Consider the following 22,498-nt stretch of genomic DNA (forward strand, 5'->3'; position numbering starts at 1 on the left):
TCCTGATCCCCCCAGCAGAGCCGACGCCGCCGTTGCGCCCCATCGCTCCCCAATTGCCTCAAGCTGACCGCGGCGAACACGTCTGGCGTCGATCACATCGCCGTAGCCATCGGATAATGCTCTCTCGACAACAGATCGTCTACAATTTCACTGGCCCTCAACGGTAGAATCGAGAGCAGTGTGTCGCTGAGGCCATGGCTGTCCTCATTGCACCCCTGCAGATAGATGCGGGAGGCGTAGGACGGCGGCGTCTTGACGCGGTAGAATCGGTCGACTTCGAAGCCGCCGAGATCCGACGCGAGGTTGGCGAGAATGCGCTCATGCGCGTCATAGCGATATCCGGTGGCGAGAATGACGAGGTCGAAACGCTCCCCGCCCCGTTCGTCGGTGGCGACGTCGCGCGTTTCGATTTCCACCGCGCCGTCGACCTCGCGCACCGCTTCCACGTTGCGCCGTGTGAGAAGCCGGCACGCGCTTGCGCCCGCGAAACGGCGCTCGTAGAGCAACCCGTAAATCTGTTCAATGAGATCGAGGTCGACCACCGAGTAGTTCGTGTTTCTCAGCGAGTTGAGCAGCGCCTTGCGTCTTTCGCCCGAAAGGCCCTGAAGCAGATCGACGAAGGACGGATCGAAGGCCTCGTTGACGAAGGGGCTGTCGTCGGCCGGACGAAGCGCGTGGTCACGCAGGACGAGGGAGACGTCGACGTGGGGCCAGCGCTCCGCAATGTCGCGGAAGATTTCCGCGCCGCTCTGGCCGCCGCCGACGACGGCGACGCGCATCGGCTTCGTCGTCGCGTCCATCATCGGCCGCGCCCGAGTCATATATTGCGAGGCGTGCGCGATCCGGGACCGGCCGACCGCCTCGAACGCCGGAGGAACATAGGGACGCCCGCCGACGCCGACGACGAGGTCCGAAGCCATGCGCCGGCGCCGTTCGCCGTCGCTTCCGACCGAAGTCACGAGCAGACGCGCGACCCTTCCGTTGCGCGACACCGGCTCGACGCTTTCAACCGTCTCGCCATAGCAGCAGCGATCCTCGAACGCCGCGGCGGCCCAGCGGAAATAGTTCGTAAACTCGGCGCGGGACGGATTGGCCTGCTTGAGGTTGATGAAGCTCTGTAGACGCCCGGTCGCATGCAGGTAATTGACGAAGGTGAACCGGCTCGTCGGGTCGCGCAGCGTCGCAAGGTCCTTCAGAAAGGAAATCTGCACTTTGCTGCGCTCGATCAACATGCCCGAGTGCCAGGAGAAGGACGGACTGCGCTCGATGAAGCATGAGTTGAGACGTCCCCCGGCCTGATTTTCGGCAAGGGCGATGGCGAACGCCAGGTTTGAGGGACCAAAGCCAACGCCGATCAGGTCTTTTTCGATCATCGCCATCATGATTGCGTCTCGCCAAGATTGAAAACCGGCGCGTCCGCGTCGGCCGCGATGGCCGAAAGCGCCGTCAAGAAGGTTTGGGCGAGGCGAGCCACGCTCGTCTCGTCGAAGAACGCCGCCAGAAAGCCGATCGAGCACGTAAGGCGGTCGCCCGGGCGCTCGTGAAAATCGAATTCGATCGGGCTGGTTTCGGTCGTCTCGAAGCCTGCTGTCGGTTCGACCGACAGGCCCGCGATCCGCCTGACGGGCGCGGCCTCGTGGCGCAGATAATTGAACAGGATCTGGCACGGCGGGTCGCGCAGGCTGCGGCCGGCGCGCGCGAGCGCCTCGACGAGCACGGCGAGCGGAACCGGCGGCTCAGCCTCGGCGGCGAGCCGATCCTCGCGGACGCCGGCGAGCGTCTCGCCGAAGCGCGCGCCGTCCGGCGCGCGCACGACCGCGACGTCGGTCTCGATCAACACGCCGACGATTCCCTCCGCGTCAGGGTGGCCTCGATCGGCGACGATCACGCCCAGCGCCGCCGCCGCGCAGCCGCCAAGCCGACAGACGACCGCGCCCAGCGCTGCGAGAATGAGGTTCGGCAGGGTCGCGCGGCCGGCCGCGGCGCGCGCGCGCAGCGCCGGGACGAGCCGCGGCTCGATTTCAAACCGCAGGCGCCCGCCTTCGTCCGGCCAGCCGTCGACGAAGGGCCGGTCCATCGGCAGAGGATAGGCGCTCCAGTCGCCCGAAAGGCGCGAGAGCGCGGCCGCGAGGCGCCGCCCGAACGCCTCCCCCTGATCGCGCGCGGCGCGCCAGACGGCGTAATCGACGACTTGCGGCGTGGCGGGCGCCGGCGCGGGGCCCGCCACGAGAGCGGCGAAATCTTCAAGCAGAAGCGCCATCGCCCGGCCGTCGACGACCGCGTGATGCGCGGTCAGGCCAAAAAGATGACATCCGTCATCAAGACGGGCCAGAACGGCGCGCAGGAGCGGGCCGGCGGCGAGGTCGAAGGGCCGCAGCGCGGCGGCTTCAAGCGCCGCGAGCGCCTCCGTCTCGGCCGGCCCGGGGCCGCGCGACGACAGGTCCATGTAGGAGAAATCCGGCGCGCGCGGCGGGCTTGCGACCAGCCTGAGGCGGCCGTCGATCTCGGCGAAATTGATCCGGAGCGCCTCATGCCGCTCGATCAGACGACGCACGGCCGCGGCGAAAGCTTCGGGATCGAGCGCCCCACGCAGCCGCAGGGCGACCTCGACATTGTAGGCGGAGCTCGCCGGCCGCGCCCTGGCCCAGCGCCAGATCTCCTCCTGCATCGGGGTCGCGGGCGCATGGCTTCGCCGCGAGACGCGCGGGATCGGATCGCGCGCGCGCGCCGCCGCGGGCGCGGCCTCGACCACGGCGGCGAGCGTTTTGAGGGAGCTTGCGTCGAAGACGGCGCGGATGGGGAGGTCGACGTTGAACCCGGCCCTGATCCTTGCGGCGAGCCTGGCGGCGAGGATGGAGTGGCCGCCGCGCGCGAAAAAGCCGTCCTCGCGCGAGATCCTGTCGGTCTTCAAAAGCTCCGCAAACAGCGCCGCGAGGCGGCGCTCGGTCTCGCCCCGCGGCGCCTCATAGGGGCGCGCTTCGAGCTGCGGCGCAGGCAGCGCCCGCCAGTCGATCTTGCCGTTCGACAGGCGCGGCAGCGCCTCGAGCGTCACGATCGGGTCGGGCCGCATGTAGTCCGGCAGAAGCCGCGCCGCCCGCGCCGCGAGCCGCGCCCGCAGCGCCGCCCCCAAAGGCCACGCCGCGCCCGAAGCGTCCGTCCCGCCGCGGCCCGACACATAGGCCACAAGCCGCGCCTCCCCGCCAAGCGTCGTCGCCGCCACCGCCGCCTCGCGGCACGCCGGATCGCTCAAAAGCGCCGCCTCGACCTCGCCGGGCTCGATCCGGAACCCCCGGATCTTCGCCTGCGCGTCGATCCGCCCGACATAGTCGAGCGCCCCGTCGGCGCGACGCCGCACCCGGTCGCCGGTGCGGTACATCCGTCCCCCCGAGGCCGAAAACGGGTCCGGCACGAAGCGCGACGCGGTGAGCCCAAAGGCCCCCACATAGCCCCGCGCCAGACCGTAGCCGCCGATGTAAAGCTCGCCCGCGACGCCGATCCCGACCTCGCGCAGATCCTCGTCAAGCACATAGGCCCGCCGCGCTCCGACCGGCGTTCCGATCGGCACGACCGACGCCCCCGCCCACGCCGCCGGCGAGGCCTCCGCCTCCGCCTTGAACAGAAGCGGCGTGATCACCGCCTCGGTCGGCCCGTAGCCGTTGATGATCCGCGCCGGCGAGACGGCGCGCCGCGCCCGCAAAAACGCCTCGACCGAAAAGGCCTCGCCCCCGGCCGTCCACGAGCGCGCCGGCAGCGGCGCGGCCCCCGCCGCAAGCTCCGCCTCATACGCCTCGACAAGGCTCGCCAGAAGCGCCGGGGACATGCCGACGATGGTCACTCCATGCGCCCGGATCGTCGCCAGCGCGTCCTGCGCCGTCCACGCCCGCGCGTCGCCGATCACGAGACGCCCGCCATGCGCCAGCGCCGCCAGCCAGCATTCGCTCGCCCCGTCAAAGGTCAGCGCGATGACATGCAGCACCGCGTCCTGCGGCGTGAACGCATAGAGCGCGCCGACCGCCTCGGCGTGCATCGCCAGCGGGCCATGCGCCACCCCGACCCCCTTCGGCCGCCCCGTCGAGCCCGAGGTGAAGATCACATAGGCGAGCTGGCCCGGATCAATCGCCGCGTCGGCCTCAAACGCCCCGGCCCCGCACGCTTCAGCCTCCCCGCCCAAAATCCGCCCGCGCGCGTCAAGCGACACCGTCGGCAGGTTGCCGGGCGCGAGGCCCTCAAGCCCCTGCCCGCACAAAAACACGCCGGCGCCCGCGTCCTGCGCCATCGCCGCGAGCCGCTCCAAAGGCGCCGCAGGGTCAAGCGGCACATAGGCCCCGCCCGCCCGCAGCACCCCCAAAAGCCCGACAAAGGCCGAAGCCTCGCGCCCGAAACAGCACGCCACCCGAGCCTCACGCCCCACACCAAGAGACCGAAGCCGGCGCGAAACAAGACCGCTCAGACGCCAAAGCTCCCCATAGCTCACACAAACATCCCCGCACTCAAGCGCAACGCCCGACGCATGACGGGCCGCGATCGCGCCGACGCGGTGCGGCACGAGCGCCGCGCCGCAGGGGATCTCGTCCGGGCCTTGAAAGTGAGGGGTCGTCTCAGCGCCCACGCGGCGAGGAGTGCTCATGCGAAATGCCGTCCCTGTCCGTCGCCCAATCGAGCGGGCGTTCTTCAAGACGCGGTGACGGGTCCGGAATTTAGTCGCCGAAGACTTTTTCTTGAGCGGGACAGAAACTCTTTCTAAATCGCCGGCCTCGCCGAACGTCTTGACTAAGGTTCTTAGAAGGGGCTCGGGAGCGGAAATGGGGTATGTGGCGCGCCTGGCGGCGAAAGGTCCGCTCCTGCGCATATTGTTGCAATGTCCGCGCGGGCGGCTGATCGGGGCGCTCGTCGCCTGCGCGGTCGGCGCGGTCGCAGGCGTCGTCATGGTCGCGCTGGTCAACGCCGCGCTCGTCCCGAACGCCGACTTGCGGCTTCTCGCCTCAGGCTTTTTCGCCTGCGTCGTCGTCAACATCGTCGCGCGCGTCGCGAGCGGCGTCTCCTTCGCCGCGCTTGGCGAAGGCGCCCTGCTCTCGATCCGCTCCGAGATGGCGCAGCGGATCGCCTCGGCGCCCTATCGCCGCATCGAGGCGCTCGGCGCCTCGCGCGTGCAGTCGGTGATCACCGACGACGCGGCCAAGGTCGCGGATTTTCTCGTCTCGGCCCCGCATATCCTCATGAACGCGACGATGGTCGCGGGCTGCCTGACCTATCTCGCCTGGCTCTCGTTCTCGGCCTTTGTCTTCGCCGCGCTCGTCATCGTCGCGGGGTCGCTGATTTTTCATCTCGGCAACATCCGCGCGCTCAAGGTTCTGGACGAGGCCGGCCTGGCGCAGGATGAGCTTTTCAAGCATTTCGAGGGGTTGTTCCTCGGGGCCAAGGAGCTGAAGCTGAACGAGGCGCGGGCGCAGGCCTTTCTCGACCAGTCGCTGCGCAGGAGCGTCGAGGACGTGCGCCGCCTGCGCCTGCGCGGCCTGCGCACCTATGTCATGGCGATGAGCGCGGCGCTTTTTCTGGTCTATGCGCTGGTCGGCGCCCTGACCTTTGGCACGGGCGCGGCCGCGGCCGGCTCGACCATCGTCTTCCTTTATCTGATGATCCCCCTCGACTCGCTGCTCGCCGCGCTGCCGAACGCGCAGCATGCGCGGGTCGCCATGGAGCGCATCGAGCGCGTGCTGCATGAGGCTGACGCGCCGGAGCCCTCCGTCGCCGCCGCGCCGGACACGGGCTTTCACGAGCTTCGGCTCGAAGGCGTCAGCCATCGCTATTACCGCGACGCCGAAGACGGCGTGTTCACGCTCGGTCCCATCGACCTGACGCTGAAGCCCGCCGAAATCGTCATGCTGATCGGCGGCAACGGCAGCGGCAAGACCACGCTCGCCAAGGTGCTGACCGGCCTTTATGCGCCGGACGACGGCGCGATCCTGCTCGATGGCGAAAGAATCGTCGACGCGGACCGCGGGCGCCTGCGCGCCCTGTTCTCGACGGTGTTCAGCGATTTTCACCTGTTTCCCACGCTCGACGGCGTCGCCGCGGGGGGCGAAGGCGATCTCGACGCCAGGGCCAACGAGCTGATCGCCAGGCTGCGCCTGTCGCACAAGGTGTCGGTTGCAGGCGGGCGCCTCTCGACGCGGGCGCTGTCGCAGGGCCAGCGCAAGCGCCTTGCGCTCGTCGCCGCCTATCTCGAGGACAGGCCGTTCTATCTGTTCGACGAATGGGCGGCCGACCAGGACCCGGAGTTCCGCGAAGTGTTCTACCGCACGCTGCTGCCGGAGCTGCGCCAGCGGGGCAAGGCGGTGCTCGCCATCTCGCACGACGACCGCTATTTTCCGGTCGCCGACCGCTGCGTGAAGCTTGAGAACGGCGCCGTGGCCGACATTTTCGTCGCGCGCGCGTCAAGGGAGTCGGCGGCCTGAGCCGCCGCGCCCGCGCGCTATTCGCCGCCGTTGAATTCGGCCGGGTCATAGGCCCGGAAGGTCGAGCAGAATTCGCAGGTGACGCCGATCATGCCGTCGTCGCCGACCATCTGCGCGCGGTCTTCCGGCGGAAAGCCCGACAGCATGGCGCGCACGCTCTCGTCCGAGCAGCGGCAGGCGTCGCGCACCGGCTGCGGCGCGAAGACCTCGACGCCCGGCTCGTGGAACAGGCGGAACAGCAGCCTTTCGCTCGACAGCGCCGGATCGACGAGCTCATGGTCCTCGACGGTCGAGATCAGCGCCTTGGCCTCGGTCCAGGCGTCGTCCTCGGCGGGGGGCGTGAAGGCCGCCGCCCCCGGCGGCGGATCGCCCGGGTGCAGGTCCGCGTGGCGCCGGCCGGCGCCCGGGGCCGGCAGATATTGCGCGAGCAGCCCGCCCGCCCGCCATGCGAGGCCTTGCGGCGTCGCGCTTTCCGCGACCGCGAGCCGCGCCAGCGTCGGGATCTGCTCGGACTGGCGGAAATATTGATGCGCCGCCTCTTCGAGCCCCTGGCCGGCCAGCGCGACCACGCCCTGGTAGCGGGCGAGCTCCGGCCCCTGGTCGATGGTGAAGGCGAGATGCCCCGACCCCAGAAGCTGCGCGCCGCCGCCGCCGACCGCGGAAATCACGCGGACCCGCTCGGCGTCATAGCGCGCGAAGGCCCGCAGCCGGTCCGGCGCGTCGAAATCGACGACAATCATGTCGACCGCGCCGTCGGTGCGGGTCTGGAGCTGGAAGCGGCCGGCGATCTTGAGCGACGAGCCGAGCAGCACGGTCAGCGCCAGCGCTTCGCCGACGAGGCGCGAGACCGGCGCCGGATAGGCGTGGCGGCGCAGGATGCGGTCGAGGCTCGGGCCGAGCCGCACGACCCGGCCGCGCAGATCGAGCCGGCCGACGGCGAAAGGCAGGACGGAATCGTCGAGCCCCTCGTCGGAGACGAGCCGCGTCGGGCGTTCGGGCCCGCTCATGGCGCCTCGTCCGCAGGGTCTGCGCCTTCGAGGCACCAGGCGAGCACGCCCTTTTGCGCATGCAGCCGGTTTTCGGCCTCATCGAACACCACGGACTGCGGCCCGTCGATGATTTCGTCGGTCACCTCCTCGCCGCGATGGGCGGGCAGGCAATGCATGAAGACGGCGCCGGGCGCGGCGGCGCCCATGAGCTTCGCGTTGACCTGATAGGGCGCGAGCAGATTCTGGCGATAGCGCCCTTCGTCCTTGTCGCCCATCGACACCCAGCAGTCCGACACCACGGCGTCGGCGCCGGCGACGGCCTCGAACGGGTCGCGCGTCAGCGCGAGCCGCGCGCCGTTGCGCCGCGCCCAGTCGATGAGCTGGTGCGGCGGCTCAAGCTCATCGGGCGTCGCGACCGCGATCTCGAAATCAAACCGCTGGGCGGCGTGGACCCAGCTCGCGAGCACATTGTTGGCGTCGCCGGTCCAGGCGATCTTGCGCCCGGCGATCGGCCCGCGATGCTCCTCGAAGGTCATGACGTCGGCCATGACCTGGCAGGGGTGGGAGCGCTTGGTGAGTCCGTTGATGACCGGCACGTCGGCGTAGCGGGCGAGCTCGACCATGTCGTGATGGTCGAGGATGCGGATCATGATCGCGTCGACGAAGCGCGACAGGACGCGCGCCGTGTCGGCGATGGTCTCGCCGCGGCCGAGCTGCATCTCCTTGCCGGTCAGCATGACCGTCTCGCCTCCGAGCTCGCGCATGGCGAGGTCGAAGGAGACGCGCGTGCGGGTCGAGGGCTTGTCGAAGATCATCGCCAGCACCCTGCCCTCGAAGGGCCGGTCGGCGCCGCGCCGCCCGCGACGCCGCGCGGCCTTCATGGCCGCGGCGGAGTCGAGAATGCGGCGCAGCTCCCCGGCTGGAATCTCGGACAGGTCGACGAAATGCCGCGGGACGCGTCTGGCGCCGTTCGTCATCCTGCCGCCTCGCTCAGCGCGGGCGCGTCGAAGACCGCGCAGGCGGCCGAAAGGCGCCTCAGGCCCTCGTCGATCTCGGCGTCGTCGATGACGAGCGGCGGCAGGATGCGCGCGACATTGTCGCCGGCCGGAATGACGATGAGCTTCTGCGCCCGCGCCGCCGCGACGAATTCGCCGACCGGCGGCCTGAGCTCGACGCCCAGCATCAGACCCTCGCCGCGCACGCCGGCGACCACGCCCGGATGCTCGTCCTTCAGGGCCAGCAGCCCCTGCTTCAGCCGCGCCCCGGCCTTCGCGACATGGTCGAGGAAGCCTGGCGCCAGCACCACGTCAAGCACCGCCCCGCCGACGGCGGTCCCCAGAGGATTGCCGCCATAGGTCGTGCCATGCGAGCCGACGACCATGCCCTTGCCGGCCTCGCGCGTCGTGAGAAAGGCGCCGAGCGGGAACCCGCCGCCGATTCCCTTCGCCACGGCCATGATGTCGGGCGTCGCGCCGCTGAACTCATGGGCGAACAGCCTGCCCGTGCGGCCGACGCCGGTCTGCACCTCGTCGAGCACGAGCAGAAGCCCATGCCTGTCGCAGAGCGCGCGCAGCCCGCGCAGGAACTCCGGCGCGCCGACGCGGACGCCGGCCTCGCCCTGAATGGGCTCGACGAGAATCGCGCCGGTCTGCGGGCCGATCAGCGCCTCGACCGAGGCGAGATCGCCGAACTCGGCATGGTCGAAGCCTTCGAGCGGCGGTCCGAAGCCTTCGAGATATTTGGGATTGCCGCCCGCCGAGAGCGTCGCCATGGTGCGACCGTGAAAGGCGCCCTTGAAGGCGACGATGCGGAATTTCTCGGGGCGTCCGCACGCCGACTGATATTTGCGGGCGGTCTTGATCGCGCCCTCGAGCGCCTCGGCGCCCGAATTGGTGAAGAAGACGAAGTCGGCGAAGCTCGCCGCGGCCAAGCGCTCGGCAAGCGCTTCGGCCTGCGGAATCTTGAACAGATTCGAGGTGTGCCAGAGCTTTTCGCCCTGCTCCCTGAGCGCCGCCAGCAGATGGGGATGGCCATAGCCGAGCGAGGCGACGGCGATGCCGCCGCCAAAATCGAGATAGCGGACGCCGTCCGTCGCCGTCAGCCAGACGCCTTCGCCATGCTCGAAGGCGAGGTCGGCGCGCGCATAGGTCGGAAGAAGCGACGAAGTCACGAGGCCAGCTCCGGGTCTGACGGCCTCCCGGACGGACGAAGGCCGTAAAATCAAATGCCGCCCGGAGGGGCGGCAGCAAGCTCGCCGCAATTTACGCATTCGCGCGCGCCGGGTCAATTCTCGTGGTCGGGACGGGGACGGGCCCGGCGCGCGGCGGCCGTCGGCCAGGCCCATATGTCGACGTCCATATGACGGACGGCCGTCCATGGCGGCGCGGCGCAAGCCCTGCGCAAGCAGTTGTTGAAAACATTCTGGACGCTTCGTCGAGGCTTGCGCGATTTTCTAGCCCTAGTGTAGCGTCGGCGTCAGAAACCACGACATCTCGCCCCATGAGCGGCGGGAAGTTATGCACAGGCTTGGTCGCGACCCGCCCGTCGGCGCGGACAGGACGGGCGTCATTCTGGCCTCGCGCCGCCGCGCGCCCCTGCGTTGGCGAACGTCAGGCGCGCAAACGTCAGGCGCGCGGCCCTTTCGGGCGGAGACGCAGGTTTTCGCCCCGCCTTTCCGCTTCCCTGGCGGAAGGCCGGCCCATGATCGATCAGACGGACGCGTCAGGCGTCCGTTTCGCTATCGGGCGCCCGCCCTGACCCGGCGGGCGAAGCTGAGGAGTTGTCTATGTCCTGGACCGACGAACGCATCGATCTGCTGCAGAAAATGTGGCTACAGGGCATGAGCGCCAGCAAGATCGCCAGCGAGCTCGCCAATGGGCTGACCCGAAACGCGGTGATCGGCAAGGTTTACCGGCTCGGCCTGTCCGGGCGCGGAAAAAGCGAGGCCGCGCCTTCCGGCGAAGACAAGGCCCCGCACGACGCGGCCTGCGAGCCGGACGTGTTCCCGGGCGCGTCGCCCGGCGGCGAGCCTGACGCCTCAGTGGTCAGGATGCGGCCGCAGCCGGCCGCCTGCGACGACCCCGCCCCGCGGGCGGCCGAGGCCCCCGCGGCCGAGCGCGAGCCCTTCGACGGCGCGGCGGCGTTCGCCCTCAAGCCGGCGCCCTTCATCCCGCCGGCCCCGGCGCAGCATCATAATGTGGTCGCCATGGCCGAGCCGGTGACGATCATGGATTTGCGCGAATTCATGTGCCGCTGGCCGATCGGCGATCCGACGCAGGCCGATTTCCGCTTCTGCGGCGCGCGCCGCACGCCGGGCGGCGGCCCTTATTGCCCCTGCCATTCGACGCTCGCCTACCAGCCGCAGCACGACCGCCGGCGCCAGCGCGCGCAAAAGCCCGCCTGACGCGGCCCGCCGGCTCTCCCCTCAAGGCGTCGCGTCGGCCTTCTGCATCGGCGCGGCGGCGGCGAATTGGGCGCGGTAGACGGCGACGTTCTCGAGCACTCTCTGAACGTAGTTGCGCGTCTCGGTGAACGGAATGCGCTCGACCCAGTCCACCGGATCGACCCCCGGCTTGCGCGGATCGCCATAGGCTTCGAGCCATTGCTTCACGCGGCCGCCGCCCGCGTTGTAGGCGGCGAAGGTGAGAATATGCGAACCGCGATGCGCGGCGAGCAGGTCGCCGAGATGCGCCGCGCCGAGCTGGGCGTTGAAGGCCGCGTCCGTCGTCAGCCGCGCCTCGTCGAAGGACACGCCCGCCTTCTGCGCGGTCGCGCGCGCGGTCGAGGCGAGCATCTGCATGAGGCCGCGCGCGCCGGCCCCCGACACCGCGCCGGCGTTGAACGCGCTCTCCTGCCGCGCGATCGCGAGGACGACCGGACGCTCGGCCGAATTGGCGAGCGGCTGATAGCCCGGGACGCCATAGGTCGGGAACGCGAGCTCGTCGACCGGCACGCCGCGCTGGCTCGCGAGCTTGCCGACGGTCAGGGACAGATTGGCGTCCTTCTGCCGCTCGATCACCCGGGCGAGCGCCGCCGTCTGCGCCGCGTCGGGCAGGTTGCGCGCGGCCTCGACCGCGAGCGGCGTCGCCAAAGCCTTTTCGCCGGCGGCGTAATAGACTTCGAGAACCTCGACCGCCTCGTTGCGCGCCTCGCCAAGCGCCTCCTCGGCCGGCATGCGGATCAGGCCCGGCTTCATCCCGAGCTTTTCGCGCGCGAGCTGGCCGTAATAATTGGCGGGATAGGTCGCGGCCTTCCGGTACAGGGCGTCCGCGTCGGGGGCGCCCTGCGCCTCCGCCGCCCGCGCCCGCCAATAGGCGGCGCGCGACTGCGACATGGGCGTCTGGGCGAGCGGTTCGAGCCGGTCGAAATGCGCCGCGGCGCGTTTCGGGTCGTTCAGGAAGCGCAGGGCGATCCAGCCGGCGTGGAATTCGGCTTCGAGCGTCATCTCGCGCGAGGCCGCGGCATGGTCGGCGACGATCGCATAGGCGGCGGCGGCGTCGCCGCGGTCGAGCAGCTTGCGGGCGAGGATGCGGCGCTGCTCCCACCAGGCGTCGCCGTCGACCAAAGCGCCCGCGTCGCGCGGCGCGGAGGCCAGCGCCGCCGCCGCCTCGTCGAATTTCTCGGCGCGCCGAAGTTTTTGCGCCAGCGCGAATTTGTAGCCCGGATCGTCGCGCAGCGCGGCCGGCACGGCGGCCATGAGCTTGTCGCTCGGGGCCTCGGCGGCGACGGCCGCGCGCGCCTTGATCAGCGCGACGACGTCGGGGCCGGCGAGCGCCGCGGCGCGCAGCGCGTCGGCCGTCTTCTCCTTGTAGGCGAGGCGATCGGCGCGGAACTTGTGGTCGGCGCGGTCGAGAAAGGCGCCGAACTCCGTCCGCACCCGCGTCTCGAAGGCCGCGGTGAGGTCGAAATTGCGCCAGACGTCCTTGACGAGCGCCGCGGCCTTGCCGTTTTCGCCGTCCTCGCGCAGGGCGCGGGCGAGCGCAAGGCGGCCTGCCGGCGTGCGCGGCGGCTCGCCGGCGAAGAAGCCCTTGATGAGCTCCGCGCTCCGGCGGTCGCCATAGAGCGCCTCTTCGGCGCGCCGGCGCAGCCAGTCCTGCGCCGGCCAGTCGGGATGGGCGGCGGCGAAGCCCGTCACGCGCTCGAATCCGCTCTCGCGCGGATAAAGGCGCAGCGCCGCCCATTCGAGCGCGGCGCGGACGACCGGGTCCTTCACCGCCGCGGCGGCCGCGTCGCCGGCGGCGAGGGCGCCGGATTTATAAAGGTCGAGCGCCGCCCTGAAGCCCGCGAGGTCGCGCGGGGCCGTAACGGGCGCGGAGGCGGCGTCCGCCGGCCGCGACGGCGTCGGCGCGAGGCCGGCGCGGCGCGCCGCGTCTTCGTCGGGATCGTCGCGCTCGGCGAGGAAGGGCGCGGAGCCCTGCCGCGCCTGTTCCGTGGAGAACAGGCGGCCGAGTTCGAGCGGCAGGCGCGCGAGATCGACCGGCGCGCCTTTTTCATGAAGATAGGCGGCCGAAAAGCCGAGCACGGCCGCGGTCGCGAACAGCGCGGCCCGGGCGGGCGCCGCGCGCAGGGAGACGAAAGAGCCGAAAGCGGCCTCGCCGCCGGGCTCGGGAAGAGCGAACCGCTTCTTCGTCATGCGATCAAACCTCGGCTTCGACGCTCCAGCGCGTCAGCTTGAGGCGCTCCCTGTTAAGAAATGGCTAAACATGTCGGTCGTCCGGCGAGACTTCGTTAAGCCTGACGCGAAATGGCGCCGGGCGCGGCGCAAGGCCGCGGCGGGGGCGAAGATGGGGCCTGAATGGGCGCGGGAGAGACGGCGCGTCGCGCGAAAACCTTTGCGAAAGCCGCGCGGGCGTTTATGTGTCTCTTCCTTGCGCTCAGGCTCGCGCCCTCGCCGGCGACGAGTGAGCCCGTAAATTATGGCGGCCGTCGGGCCGTCGGCGACAATGGGGTCCAAATGACGGTCAAGGCGCCTTTCCGGGGCTCGATCACCGCGCTCGTCACGCCGTTTCGCGACGGCGCCTTCGACGAGGACGCCTATCGCGCGCTGATCGAATGGCAGATCGACAGCGGGACGCACGGGCTCTCGCCCACAGGCACGACCGGCGAATCCCCCACACTCTCCCACGCCGAGCACCGCCGCGTGATCGACACCTGCGTCAGGCAGGCGGCCGGCCGCGTCCCGGTGATCGCCGGCACGGGCTCGAACAACACCGCCGAGGCGGTCGAGCTGTCGCGCTATGCCGAGAGCGTCGGCGCGGACGGGCTGCTCGTCGTCGCGCCCTATTACAACAAGCCCTCGCAGGAAGGGCTCTACCTGCATTACCGGGCGATCAACGACGCCGTCGGAATTCCGATCATCCTGTACAATATTCCGCCGCGCTCGGTGGTCGACATTTCGGTCGACACCATGAAGCGGCTCTACGAGCTCAAGAACGTCGCCGGCGTCAAGGACGCGACCGGCAATCTCGCCCGCACCGCCCAGCAGCGCGAGGCGCTCGGGCCCGACTTCATCCAGCTTTCGGGCGAGGATCTGACGGCCGTGGCGGTGATGGCGCTCGGCGGCCACGGCTGCATCTCGGTCACCTCGAACATCGCGCCGAAGCTCTGCGCCGACATGCAGGACGCCTGCCTCTCCAATGATTTCGCGCGCGCGCTCAAGATCAACGACCGGCTGAGCCCGCTGCATCAGGCGCTGTTCATGGAGCCCAACCCGGCCGGGCCGAAATACGCCCTTGGCGTCCTCGGCAAGATCAAGGAGGAGCTGCGCTCGCCCATGCTCAAGGCGAGCGCGCGGCTGCATGATCCGATCCGCGCCGCGCTGTCGCACGCGGGGCTGCTCGTCGATGCGTGAGGCGGGCTAAGTGGCGCCGAAAAAGGAAAGCCTCTACAAGGTCGCCGCGGACAATCGCAGAGCGCGCTACAATTACGAGATCGGCGAGAGCTTCGAGGCCGGGCTGATGCTGACCGGCACGGAGGTCAAGTCGCTGCGCACGGGCAAGGCGACCATCGCCGAGAGCTATGTGTCGGTGAACCGCGACGGCGAGGTCTTTCTCGTCAACGCCACGATCCCTGAATATCTGCAGGCGAACCGCTTCAACCATGAGCCGAAGCGCCCGCGCAAGCTCCTGCTCCACATGCGCGAGATCGCCAGGCTCGAACAGGGCTCGGAGCGCGAGGGCATGACCATCGTGCCGCTGAAGATCTATTTCAACGACCGGGGCCGGGCCAAGGTCGAGATCGCGCTGGCCAAAGGCAAGCAGCTGCATGACAAGCGCGAAACCGAGAAAAAACGCGACTGGAGCCGGGAAAAAGGCCGGCTGATGCGCGAAAAGGGCTGAACGCCCGAAAGACGGCTCATGTCCCACAACAACTTCGGCCATCTGTTTCGCGTGACCACCTTCGGCGAAAGCCACGGGCCGGCGATCGGCTGCGTGGTCGACGGCTGTCCGGCGGGAATTCCCCTCGCCGAAGCCGACATCCAGCCCTTTCTCGACCGCCGCCGCCCGGGGCAGAGCCGCTACACGACGCAGCGGCAGGAAGCCGACGAGGTGAAGATCCTTTCGGGCGTCTTTGGCGATTCCGACACGCCCGGGCAGGTCACGACAGGAACGCCGATCGCGCTCCAAATTCTCAACACCGACCAGCGCTCGAAAGATTACGAGGCGATCCGCTACGCCTATCGGCCGGGCCACGCCGATTACGTCTATGACGCCAAATATGGGGTCCGGGACTATCGCGGCGGCGGACGCTCCTCGGCGCGCGAGACGGCGACGCGGGTGGCGGCCGGCGCGATCGCCCGAAAGATCGTCGCCGGCGTCACGATCCGCGGCGCGCTCGTGCAGATGGGGCCGCACAGGATCGACCGCGCCGCGTGGGACTGGGACGAGGTCGAAAGAAACCCCTTCTTCTGCCCCGACGCCAACGCCGCCGAAACCTTCGCCGCCTATCTCGACGGCGTGCGCAAGGCCGGCTCCTCGATCGGGGCCGTGGTCGAGATCGTGGCCGAGGGCGCGCCTGTCGGCTGGGGCGCGCCGCTCTACGGCAAGCTCGACGCCGACCTTGCCGCGGCGCTGATGTCGATCAACGCCGTCAAGGGCGTGGAGATCGGCGACGGCTTCGGCGCGGCGGAGCTGTCGGGCGAGGCCAACGCCGACGAGATGCGCATGGGAAACGACGGGCGGCCGCTGTTTCTCTCGAATCACGCCGGCGGCGTTCTGGGCGGGATCTCGACCGGCCAGCCGATCGTCGCGCGCTTCGCGGTCAAGCCGACCTCCTCGATCCTGAAGCCGCGCGCGAGCGTCGACCGTTTCGGGGCGGAGGCTGAAATCGTCACCAAGGGCCGCCACGACCCCTGCGTCGGCATTCGCGCCGTGCCGGTCGGCGAGGCCATGGTCGCCTGCGTGCTCGCCGACCATTTTCTGCGCCATCGCGCGCAGCAGGGCGACGGCCCGGCCTGGCCGTTCGCGCGCTGAGGCCGCTTGCGCAAGCGTGGGGTTTAGTATAGCTGAACGCCGGCGCCGGAGTGGAGGCCGTCCGCGATGAAGCTCGACGACTGGCTGAAGCGGAACAATGTGTCGCGCGCCGAATTCGCGCGCCGCATCGGCCTGTCCAAGGGCGCCGTGACGCAGTTCTGCAATACGGCCGACGCCTGGGTCTCACGCGAGACGGCGCGGCAGATCTTTCGCGAGACCGGCGGCGCGGTGACGCCGAACGACTTCCTCGCCATGACGCAAAAGGAGAGCGCGGCCATGAGCCAGAACGTCTCGGCCGCCATCGAGGCCATCGCGCGGGGCGAGCTCGTCGTCGTCACCGACGACGACGACCGCGAGAACGAAGGCGACCTCGTCTGCGCCGCCGCGCTCTGCACGCCGGAGAAGATGGCCTTCATCATCCGCAACTGCTGCGGCATCGTCTGCGCCCCGATTACCGCCGACGACGCGCGCCGGCTCAATCTCCAGCCGATGGTCGCGGTCAACGACGCCCCGCTCGCCACCGCCTTCACCGTGTCGGTCGACGCGCGTCACGGCCTCACCACCGGCATTTCGGCCGAGCAGCGCGCCAACACGGTGCGCGCGCTCGCCAACGGCAATATGGGCGCGGCCGATTTCGTGCGCCCCGGCCATGTGTTCCCGCTGATTGCGCGCGAAGGCGGCGTGCTGATGCGTTCGGGCCATACCGAGGCGGCGGTCGACCTCGTGCGGCTCGCCGGCCTGCCGCCCGTCGGCGTCATCTGCGAGCTCGCCAATGACGACGGCACCGTGATGGCCGGCGCCCAGATCGAAGCCTTCGCGACCGCGCATGGGCTGAAGCGCATTTCGGTCGCCGAGCTCATCGCCTATCGGCAGGCCCGCGAAAAGCTCGTCGAGCGCGTGAGCGTGTTCGCGGTCGAGGGCCCGAGCGGGCCGCTGACCGGCTACGCCTATCGCACCCCCTTCGACCAGGTGCAGCATTTCGCCTTCGTGCAGGGCGACATCGGCGACGGCCGCGCCGTTCCGGCGCGCCTCCACCGCGTCGACATCGTCGCCGACATGATCGCCGGGGGGGAGACCATCAAGAAGACCTTCGCCTCGTTCAAAGCCGCGGGCCGAGGGGTCTTCATCTATCTGCGCGACGGCACGGCGGGCGTGCCCGCGACGGTCGCCGGGGCGAAGGACGATTCTGAGACCCAGCGCGTCCGCGCCTGGCGCGAAGTCGGACTTGGCGCGCAGATCCTGCGCGACCTCGGCGTTTCGTCGATCAGGCTCCTGAGTTCGCGGCCGATGACCTATGTGGGCCTGTCGGGCTTTGGCATAGAGATCGTTTCGACCGAAAGCTGGACGTAGCGCTCAGGCGCCCATCAGCGTCTGCACATGCGCCGAGGCGCAGCGCGACAGGGCGATGAGGTCGTAGCCGCCTTCGAGCACCGAGACCACCGCGCCTTTCGCGGTCCGTTCGGCGATCTCCATCAGTTCGTTGGTGATCCAGGTGAAGTCGGCCACCTCGAGATGCAGGCCGCCGATCGGATCGAAGCGGTGCGCGTCGAATCCGGCCGAAATCACGATGAGGTCGGGCGAGAAGGCGCGCACGCGCGGCAGGATCTTTTCCGTCATCGCCTCGCGGAAGACGCGGCTGCCGGCGTTTTCGGCGAGCGGCGCGTTGACGATGTTGTCATGCGCGCCGCGCTCGTCGGCGGCGCCGGTCCCCGGATAGAGCGGAAACTGATGCGTCGAGGCGTAGAGCACGCTCTTGTCCGACCAGAAGATCTCCTGCGTGCCATTGCCGTGATGCACGTCGAAATCGACGATCGCCACCCGCTCCGCCCCATGCGCGCTCTGGGCCCTTCGGGCGGCGATGGCGGCGAGGTTGAAGAAGCAGAAGCCCATGGCGCGGGCGGTTTCGGCGTGATGGCCGGGCGGACGCATGGCGATGAAGGCGTTCTTGCAGCGCCGCCGCATCACGTCGTCGACGGCCACGACCGTTCCGCCGACCGAATGGGAGAGCGCCTCCCAGGTGCCGGGGCTCATGACGACGTCGTCGGCGAGCTCGAAATAGCCTTCGGCGGGCACGGCCTTGTGAATCTGCTCGACATATTGCTCGGGATGGACGCGCGTCAGCGCGTCATAATCGAGCTCGGGCGCGTATTCGCGCTGGAGCAGCTGGAAAATTTCGCTCTCGAAGGTGCGCTCGACGACGCGGACCCGGTCGGGCCGCTCGGGGAAAGCCGGCCCCGTGTCATGTTCGAGGCAGCAGGGATGGGTCACGAGCAACGTCGACACCGGCGCCCTCCCTTCTTGTTATTCGCTTGAATCGCGGGCCGCTGTCCTTACCCCTTAAAATTTGGCGGAGCGCGTGTCTATGGAAAGTTGAGAAGCACGCGCGAGATCGCGCCGGCCCCGTTCACACGCGCGCGTCGGCCGCGCCGCCAAGCGTAAGCTCGACGATTTCCGGCGGGCGCAGGAAGCGGATCGGCGCATGCGACGTGCCAAGGCCCGCCGAGATCAGAATATGCCGCTCGTCCTGGACGATGTGGCCATAGACGAGATCGTCGAACTCGCGGCGGAACCGCCTCTGGGCGTAGGGAATGTTGATCTGCCCGCCATGTGTGTGGCCGCTCAGCGTCAGCGACACGCGCGGCGGCGTGCGGCGAAAAATCTGCGGCTCATGCGCCAGCAGGAGAATCGGCGCGTCGTCCGTCACCTGCGCCAGCGAGCCGGGAAGATCGTCGACGCCGCCCATGCCGGTCGGGCCGGCGATCTGGTCGCCGAGGCCGACGATCCAGAACGGCCTGCCGTCCTTTTCAAGCCGCACGGCCTGATTCTCGAGAAGACGCGCGCCGGCGAGCCGCAGCCCCCGCCTCACGCCTTCGGCGCCGTCGGCGGGCATGCCCGGCAAAGGCCCGTGCAGCCAGTCGTGATTGCCGAGAACGGCGAACACGCCGAGCGGCGCGGAAAGAATCGACAGCGCCTCGCCCCAGGCCTCGGGCTGGACCGGGCGGGTCAGCACCGCATGGCCGCCGCTGAAATCGCCGAGAAGAAAGATGACGTCCGGCCGCAGCGCCACGGCGACCTCCGCGATCGCGCGGATGCGGGCCGCGGACATCCACGGCTCGCAGGCGTGAATGTCGGTGATGATCGCCGCCTTCAGGCGCAGTTCGTGCGGCCAGCCCGTCGGCGTCATCCGATAGGGCGTAAGCTCGAGCCGGAAGCCCGGCTCGATGGCGAAGGCGTAGGACGTCATGGCGGCCGACGCCCACGCCGCGCCGCCGAGAGTTTGCAGAAAAAGACGGCGGCTGACGGGTCTCATGCGGCCAATATAGCCGCTGTTGCGGCGCAGCGCCAACGTCCGCGCCGCACAAAGAACCGTGTCAGGCCGCTTTCTCCTCGCGCATGACGGCCGGGTTCCGGGACGGATCCTCGACCTTGCGCGTGGGCTCCCTGTTCGACTGGAGCGCCGCGGCGACCGCCGAGATGCCGATTTCGCGATAAAGCCGCGCGATCAGGTCGCGCGCGCCAAAGCCGGTCCGGGATTCCTGAGCCGAAGTCTGCTGGGCCGTGTCGTGCTGGGCCATGTTCTGGTCTCGCTTTGCGTTATTATGTTCACGTCTTTTTGAGGCGGGACGCCTCTGCGCCGTGGAGGCGCGGCAGGATCCGCTTCCGCCGACCTCATGATCAAAGCGCCGGCCCGGCCGGCGCGCTGTGCGAAAAGTCGCAACCATCGATCCCTGTCGCCTCCCGCAGGCGAACTCATGTTTGCGCGCCCCGCCGCTTTACAAGGATCGAACGCGTCACAAATTCTCGCGAGCAGGCTCCGTACGGCCATGCGATGCGCGTCGGGCGTCATGAACGGCTTCCCGGACCTGCCTCGAATATGTTTCGATTGCCTCGAATATGTTTCGATTGAGCAAGGCTAGGCACGAAGGCTTGCGCGAAGGTTAATTCTGCGGTCGGCCGCAGCCTTTTCTGTGGACGACTCCGCCTCCCGCAAATGGGGGGCGGGGTTCCCGCAACTGTTCGGGAAAGCGACGCCGCACTACTTTGCGTTCATCACGCATTGATGAAGTTTGTCGCAAGATTTGTTCTGCGGCGACGCGCAATCGCCCTGTTTTTCCGGCAAGGGCGCGTACATGAAGAAGCATATGTCGGGGCGGCCAAGCCGCGACGACGTCCCGGCCAAGAGGAAGGACGGATTTTTGGATCAGGGGGTTCTGGAGAAGCCTGAGGCGCGGGCCAGCCGGATCGTGCGGTCCGGGCCGGAGCGGCGGCCGTCCGCCGCGCCCGAGCCGAAATCGGCCATCGGCGAAAAGCGGGAGCGCATCCAGCGCCGTCGCGCTTTCGGACGCGCGATCGGCCGCAAGCTCGCCATCGGCTTCAGCGTCCTCATCGCCGCCGTCTCCATCTATGTCCTCGCGCGCACGCTCGCCGCCCTCGACCTCGACGCGCTGCGCAGGGCGATCGCCGCGACGGGCGGCGACCAGATCGCGGCGGCGGCGGCCCTGACCGCCCTCTCCTTCCTGGCCCTGACCGGCTATGACGCGCTCGCCCTGCGGCAGTTGCGCGCCCGGGTCGCCTATCTGACGACGGCGCTCGCCTCGTTCACAAGCTATTCCGTCTCTTTCGTGCTGGGCTTTCCGCTCATCACCGCCGGCACGGTGCGCTACTGGATCTATTCGCAGGTCGGCGTCTCGGCGAGCAAGGTGGCGAGCGTCACGCTCATCGCCGGCGTCACCTTCTGGTTCGGCATGATTTTCGTGCTGGCCGCCGGGCTGACCTTCCGCGCGGAGTCGATCAGCGCCGTCAACCAGTTCTCGCCGACGATCAACCTGCTGATCGGGCTCAGTCTTTTTGCCGGTCTTCTCGCCTATCTGGCGTGGGCGTCGATGCGCCGCCGCAAGGTCCGCCTGCACGGCTTCAGGCTGCAGCTGCCGGGCTTCGGCGTGACGCTCGGGCAGATCGCGCTCGGCGTCGTCGACCAGTGCGCCGCCGCGGGCGTTCTGTTCGTGCTGCTGCCGGCGCATAGCGCGCTCGATTTCCCGACCTTCGCGACGACCTACGTCTTCGCCTGCATTCTCGGCGTCGCCTCCAACGCGCCGGGCGGCATCGGCGTCTTCGAGGCGACGATGCTGAAGGCCGTGCCGGGCGTGGCGCAGGAGCAGATGCTCGCCTCCCTCCTGATGTTCCGCGCCGTCTATTACATCGCCCCCTTCATCCTCGCGCTCGCGCTGCTCGGCGCGCATGAGGCGACGCGACGCTGGAAAGGCCTGCGCGAGGCGATGGAGCGCGCCGACGCCCAGGGAGACGAAGCGGATGACGGGGCCGAAGCGTCAACATAATGAAGCATTTTCCTGCTTGATTGCGCGGCCGCGCCGAGCCGGCGGCGAGACAGGGAGAGCGTTCAAGCGATGAAGACGGCCGCGCCGTCGCGCGTCATGAAGCCCGACGACTTTTTGCTCGTCTCCGGTCTTATCGACGCGCTGCCCGAAGGCGTCGTCGTCGTCGACGACGACGATCGCGTGGTCGCGGTCAATCCCCCGGCCCAGGCGCTTTTCCCCCGGCTGCGGCCCGACGCGCTCCTCGCCCGCGGCCTGCGGGCGCCGGACGCGCTCGACTGCGTCGCGCGCGCGCGGACGGGACAGCGCCCCGAGCGCGCGACCTGGCTCGAGCGCGTGCCGGTCGAGCGCTATCTCGAACTCTTCGCCGCGCCGTGGAACGGCCCGGGCGGCCTCAGGGCCGTCGTCCTCAGCCTGCGCGACCAGACCGAAACGCGCCGCGTCGAACGCATGCGGGTCGATTTCGTGGCCAACGCCAGCCACGAGCTGCGCACGCCGCTCGCCTCCCTGCTCGGCTTCGTCGAAACGCTGCAGGGGCCCGCGCGCGACGACGCCGCGGCGCGCGAGCGGTTTTTGCACATCATGGGCGATCAGGCGCGGCGCATGACCCGCCTCGTCGACGATCTGCTCTCGCTGTCGCGCATCGAACAGCATCTCCATCTCGCGCCGCAGACCCCCGTCGACATGCAGGCGATCGTGCGCCACATCGCCGACACGCTGACGCCGCTCGCGCAGGACAATGGCGTCGTCCTCGAGATCGAGACCGAATCGGTCACCGTCGCGGGGGATCGCGACGAACTTCTGCGCGTCGCCGAAAATCTCGTCGAGAACGCCATCAAATACGGGACGACCGACGCCCCGGAGCAGACGGTCGAGATCGCGCTCAGCGCGCAGGAGCGCCAGTGCCTGCTGCGCGTGCGTGACCATGGCGTCGGCGTCGCGCCCGAGCATCTGCCGCGGCTCACCGAACGATTCTATCGCGCCGACGTCGGACAGAGCCGCGCCAAGGGGGGCACCGGGCTCGGCCTCGCCATCGTCAAGCATATCGTCGCGCGTCATCGGGGGCGGCTCTCGATCGAATCGACGCCCGGACAGGGCGCGACCTTCACGGTCGCGCTGCCGCTTTATCCGGGCTGACGCGGGGCCGCCGGCGTCATCAAACTGTCATTCAGACTTCATATGGATTTGTCCGCGATCGCTTAGGACGCGGCGTCGCCATCGACGCCGGACCTCTTGCGGCGGCGTCGCGT

Annotated in this window: 17 protein-coding genes; 8 read left to right on the forward strand and 9 right to left on the reverse strand. The window is 69.3% G+C overall.

Annotation, left to right across the window (positions count from 1 at the left end):
* Positions 1-92: 92 nt before the first annotated feature.
* Both ACILRB_RS00685 and ACILRB_RS00690 read right to left on the reverse strand, forming a co-directional pair.
* Positions 93-1,382 carry a lysine N(6)-hydroxylase/L-ornithine N(5)-oxygenase family protein gene (locus ACILRB_RS00685; RefSeq protein WP_395664377.1) on the reverse strand — a complete coding sequence of 430 codons (1,290 nt, stop codon included), beginning with the start codon at positions 1,380-1,382 and terminating at the stop codon, positions 93-95.
* Complete coding sequence (locus tag ACILRB_RS00690; protein ID WP_395664378.1) at positions 1,379-4,849, reverse strand: amino acid adenylation domain-containing protein; 3,471 nt, start codon at positions 4,847-4,849, stop codon at positions 1,379-1,381. Before ACILRB_RS00690 ends, ACILRB_RS00685 begins: the two co-directional genes overlap by 4 nt.
* On the opposite strand from ACILRB_RS00690, the gene ACILRB_RS00695 reads away from it, so the two are divergent.
* The gene (locus tag ACILRB_RS00695) at positions 4,803-6,455 is read left to right on the forward strand and encodes a cyclic peptide export ABC transporter (RefSeq protein ID WP_395664379.1); all 1,653 of its coding nucleotides are present in this window, start codon (positions 4,803-4,805) and stop codon (positions 6,453-6,455) included. The two genes, ACILRB_RS00690 and ACILRB_RS00695, sit on opposite strands and share 47 nt — an antisense overlap.
* Before the next feature lie 17 nt (positions 6,456-6,472).
* Here ACILRB_RS00695 and ACILRB_RS00700 read toward each other — a convergent pair whose 3' ends face one another.
* The 3 genes from ACILRB_RS00700 to ACILRB_RS00710 are packed head-to-tail and all read right to left on the reverse strand — an operon-like array spanning position 6,473 to position 9,614.
* Positions 6,473-7,462 (reverse strand): Hsp33 family molecular chaperone, encoded by a 990-nt coding sequence (locus ACILRB_RS00700; protein ID WP_395664380.1) that lies wholly within the window; start codon positions 7,460-7,462, stop codon positions 6,473-6,475.
* On the reverse strand, positions 7,459-8,421 hold the full coding sequence (gene argF, locus ACILRB_RS00705; RefSeq protein WP_395664381.1) for an ornithine carbamoyltransferase: 963 nt from the start codon (positions 8,419-8,421) through the stop codon (positions 7,459-7,461). The genes ACILRB_RS00700 and argF overlap by 4 nt, the downstream gene beginning before the upstream one ends.
* On the reverse strand, positions 8,418-9,614 hold the full coding sequence (locus ACILRB_RS00710) for an aspartate aminotransferase family protein (RefSeq protein WP_395664382.1): 1,197 nt from the start codon (positions 9,612-9,614) through the stop codon (positions 8,418-8,420). The genes argF and ACILRB_RS00710 overlap by 4 nt, the downstream gene beginning before the upstream one ends.
* A gap of 615 nt (positions 9,615-10,229) precedes the next feature.
* Here ACILRB_RS00710 and ACILRB_RS00715 point away from each other — a divergent pair.
* The gene (locus ACILRB_RS00715) at positions 10,230-10,847 is read left to right on the forward strand and encodes a GcrA family cell cycle regulator (RefSeq protein WP_395664383.1); all 618 of its coding nucleotides are present in this window, start codon (positions 10,230-10,232) and stop codon (positions 10,845-10,847) included.
* A 21-nt stretch (positions 10,848-10,868) separates the two neighbouring features.
* Here the strand turns inward: ACILRB_RS00715 and ACILRB_RS00720 are convergent, their stop codons facing one another.
* Positions 10,869-13,076: a transglycosylase SLT domain-containing protein gene (locus tag ACILRB_RS00720; RefSeq protein WP_395664384.1), complete on the reverse strand. Its 2,208-nt coding sequence runs from the start codon at positions 13,074-13,076 to the stop codon at positions 10,869-10,871.
* A gap of 321 nt (positions 13,077-13,397) precedes the next feature.
* Between ACILRB_RS00720 and dapA the strand changes: the two genes are divergently transcribed.
* The 4 genes from dapA to ribB all read left to right on the forward strand — a co-directional run bounded on the left by dapA (position 13,398) and on the right by ribB (position 17,265).
* The gene (gene dapA / locus ACILRB_RS00725; RefSeq protein ID WP_395664385.1) at positions 13,398-14,294 is read left to right on the forward strand and encodes a 4-hydroxy-tetrahydrodipicolinate synthase; all 897 of its coding nucleotides are present in this window, start codon (positions 13,398-13,400) and stop codon (positions 14,292-14,294) included.
* Positions 14,295-14,304: 10 nt separating this feature from the next.
* Positions 14,305-14,781, forward strand: coding sequence for an SsrA-binding protein SmpB (gene smpB, locus ACILRB_RS00730; protein WP_395664386.1), 477 nt, complete (start codon positions 14,305-14,307; stop codon positions 14,779-14,781).
* Positions 14,782-14,799: 18 nt separating this feature from the next.
* The gene (gene aroC / locus ACILRB_RS00735) at positions 14,800-15,915 is read left to right on the forward strand and encodes a chorismate synthase (protein ID WP_395664387.1); all 1,116 of its coding nucleotides are present in this window, start codon (positions 14,800-14,802) and stop codon (positions 15,913-15,915) included.
* Positions 15,916-15,981: 66 nt separating this feature from the next.
* Positions 15,982-17,265 (forward strand): 3,4-dihydroxy-2-butanone-4-phosphate synthase, encoded by a 1,284-nt coding sequence (gene ribB / locus ACILRB_RS00740; protein WP_395664388.1) that lies wholly within the window; start codon positions 15,982-15,984, stop codon positions 17,263-17,265.
* Positions 17,266-17,268: 3 nt separating this feature from the next.
* On the opposite strand, the gene ACILRB_RS00745 is transcribed toward ribB, so the two are convergent.
* The 3 genes from ACILRB_RS00745 to ACILRB_RS00755 all read right to left on the reverse strand — a co-directional run bounded on the left by ACILRB_RS00745 (position 17,269) and on the right by ACILRB_RS00755 (position 19,490).
* Entirely contained in the window at positions 17,269-18,198 is a 930-nt protein-coding gene (locus ACILRB_RS00745) for a histone deacetylase family protein (protein WP_395664389.1), read from the reverse strand.
* 121 nt (positions 18,199-18,319) lie between these two features.
* Positions 18,320-19,159, reverse strand: a complete 840-nt coding sequence (locus tag ACILRB_RS00750) for a metallophosphoesterase (RefSeq protein WP_395664390.1) — start codon at positions 19,157-19,159, stop codon at positions 18,320-18,322.
* A gap of 127 nt (positions 19,160-19,286) precedes the next feature.
* Positions 19,287-19,490, reverse strand: coding sequence for a hypothetical protein (locus tag ACILRB_RS00755; RefSeq protein WP_395664391.1), 204 nt, complete (start codon positions 19,488-19,490; stop codon positions 19,287-19,289).
* Positions 19,491-20,045: 555 nt separating this feature from the next.
* Here ACILRB_RS00755 and ACILRB_RS00760 point away from each other — a divergent pair.
* Together ACILRB_RS00760 and ACILRB_RS00765 are read left to right on the forward strand one after the other, a co-directional pair.
* Positions 20,046-21,251, forward strand: coding sequence for a lysylphosphatidylglycerol synthase domain-containing protein (locus ACILRB_RS00760; RefSeq protein WP_395664392.1), 1,206 nt, complete (start codon positions 20,046-20,048; stop codon positions 21,249-21,251).
* A gap of 69 nt (positions 21,252-21,320) precedes the next feature.
* On the forward strand, positions 21,321-22,385 hold the full coding sequence (locus ACILRB_RS00765; protein WP_395664393.1) for a sensor histidine kinase: 1,065 nt from the start codon (positions 21,321-21,323) through the stop codon (positions 22,383-22,385).
* The last annotated feature ends 113 nt before the right edge of the window (positions 22,386-22,498 follow it).

Origin of the sequence: Methylocella sp., from assembly GCF_044226135.1 — a bacterium.
Taxonomy (GTDB): Bacteria; Pseudomonadota; Alphaproteobacteria; order Rhizobiales; family Beijerinckiaceae; genus Methylocapsa.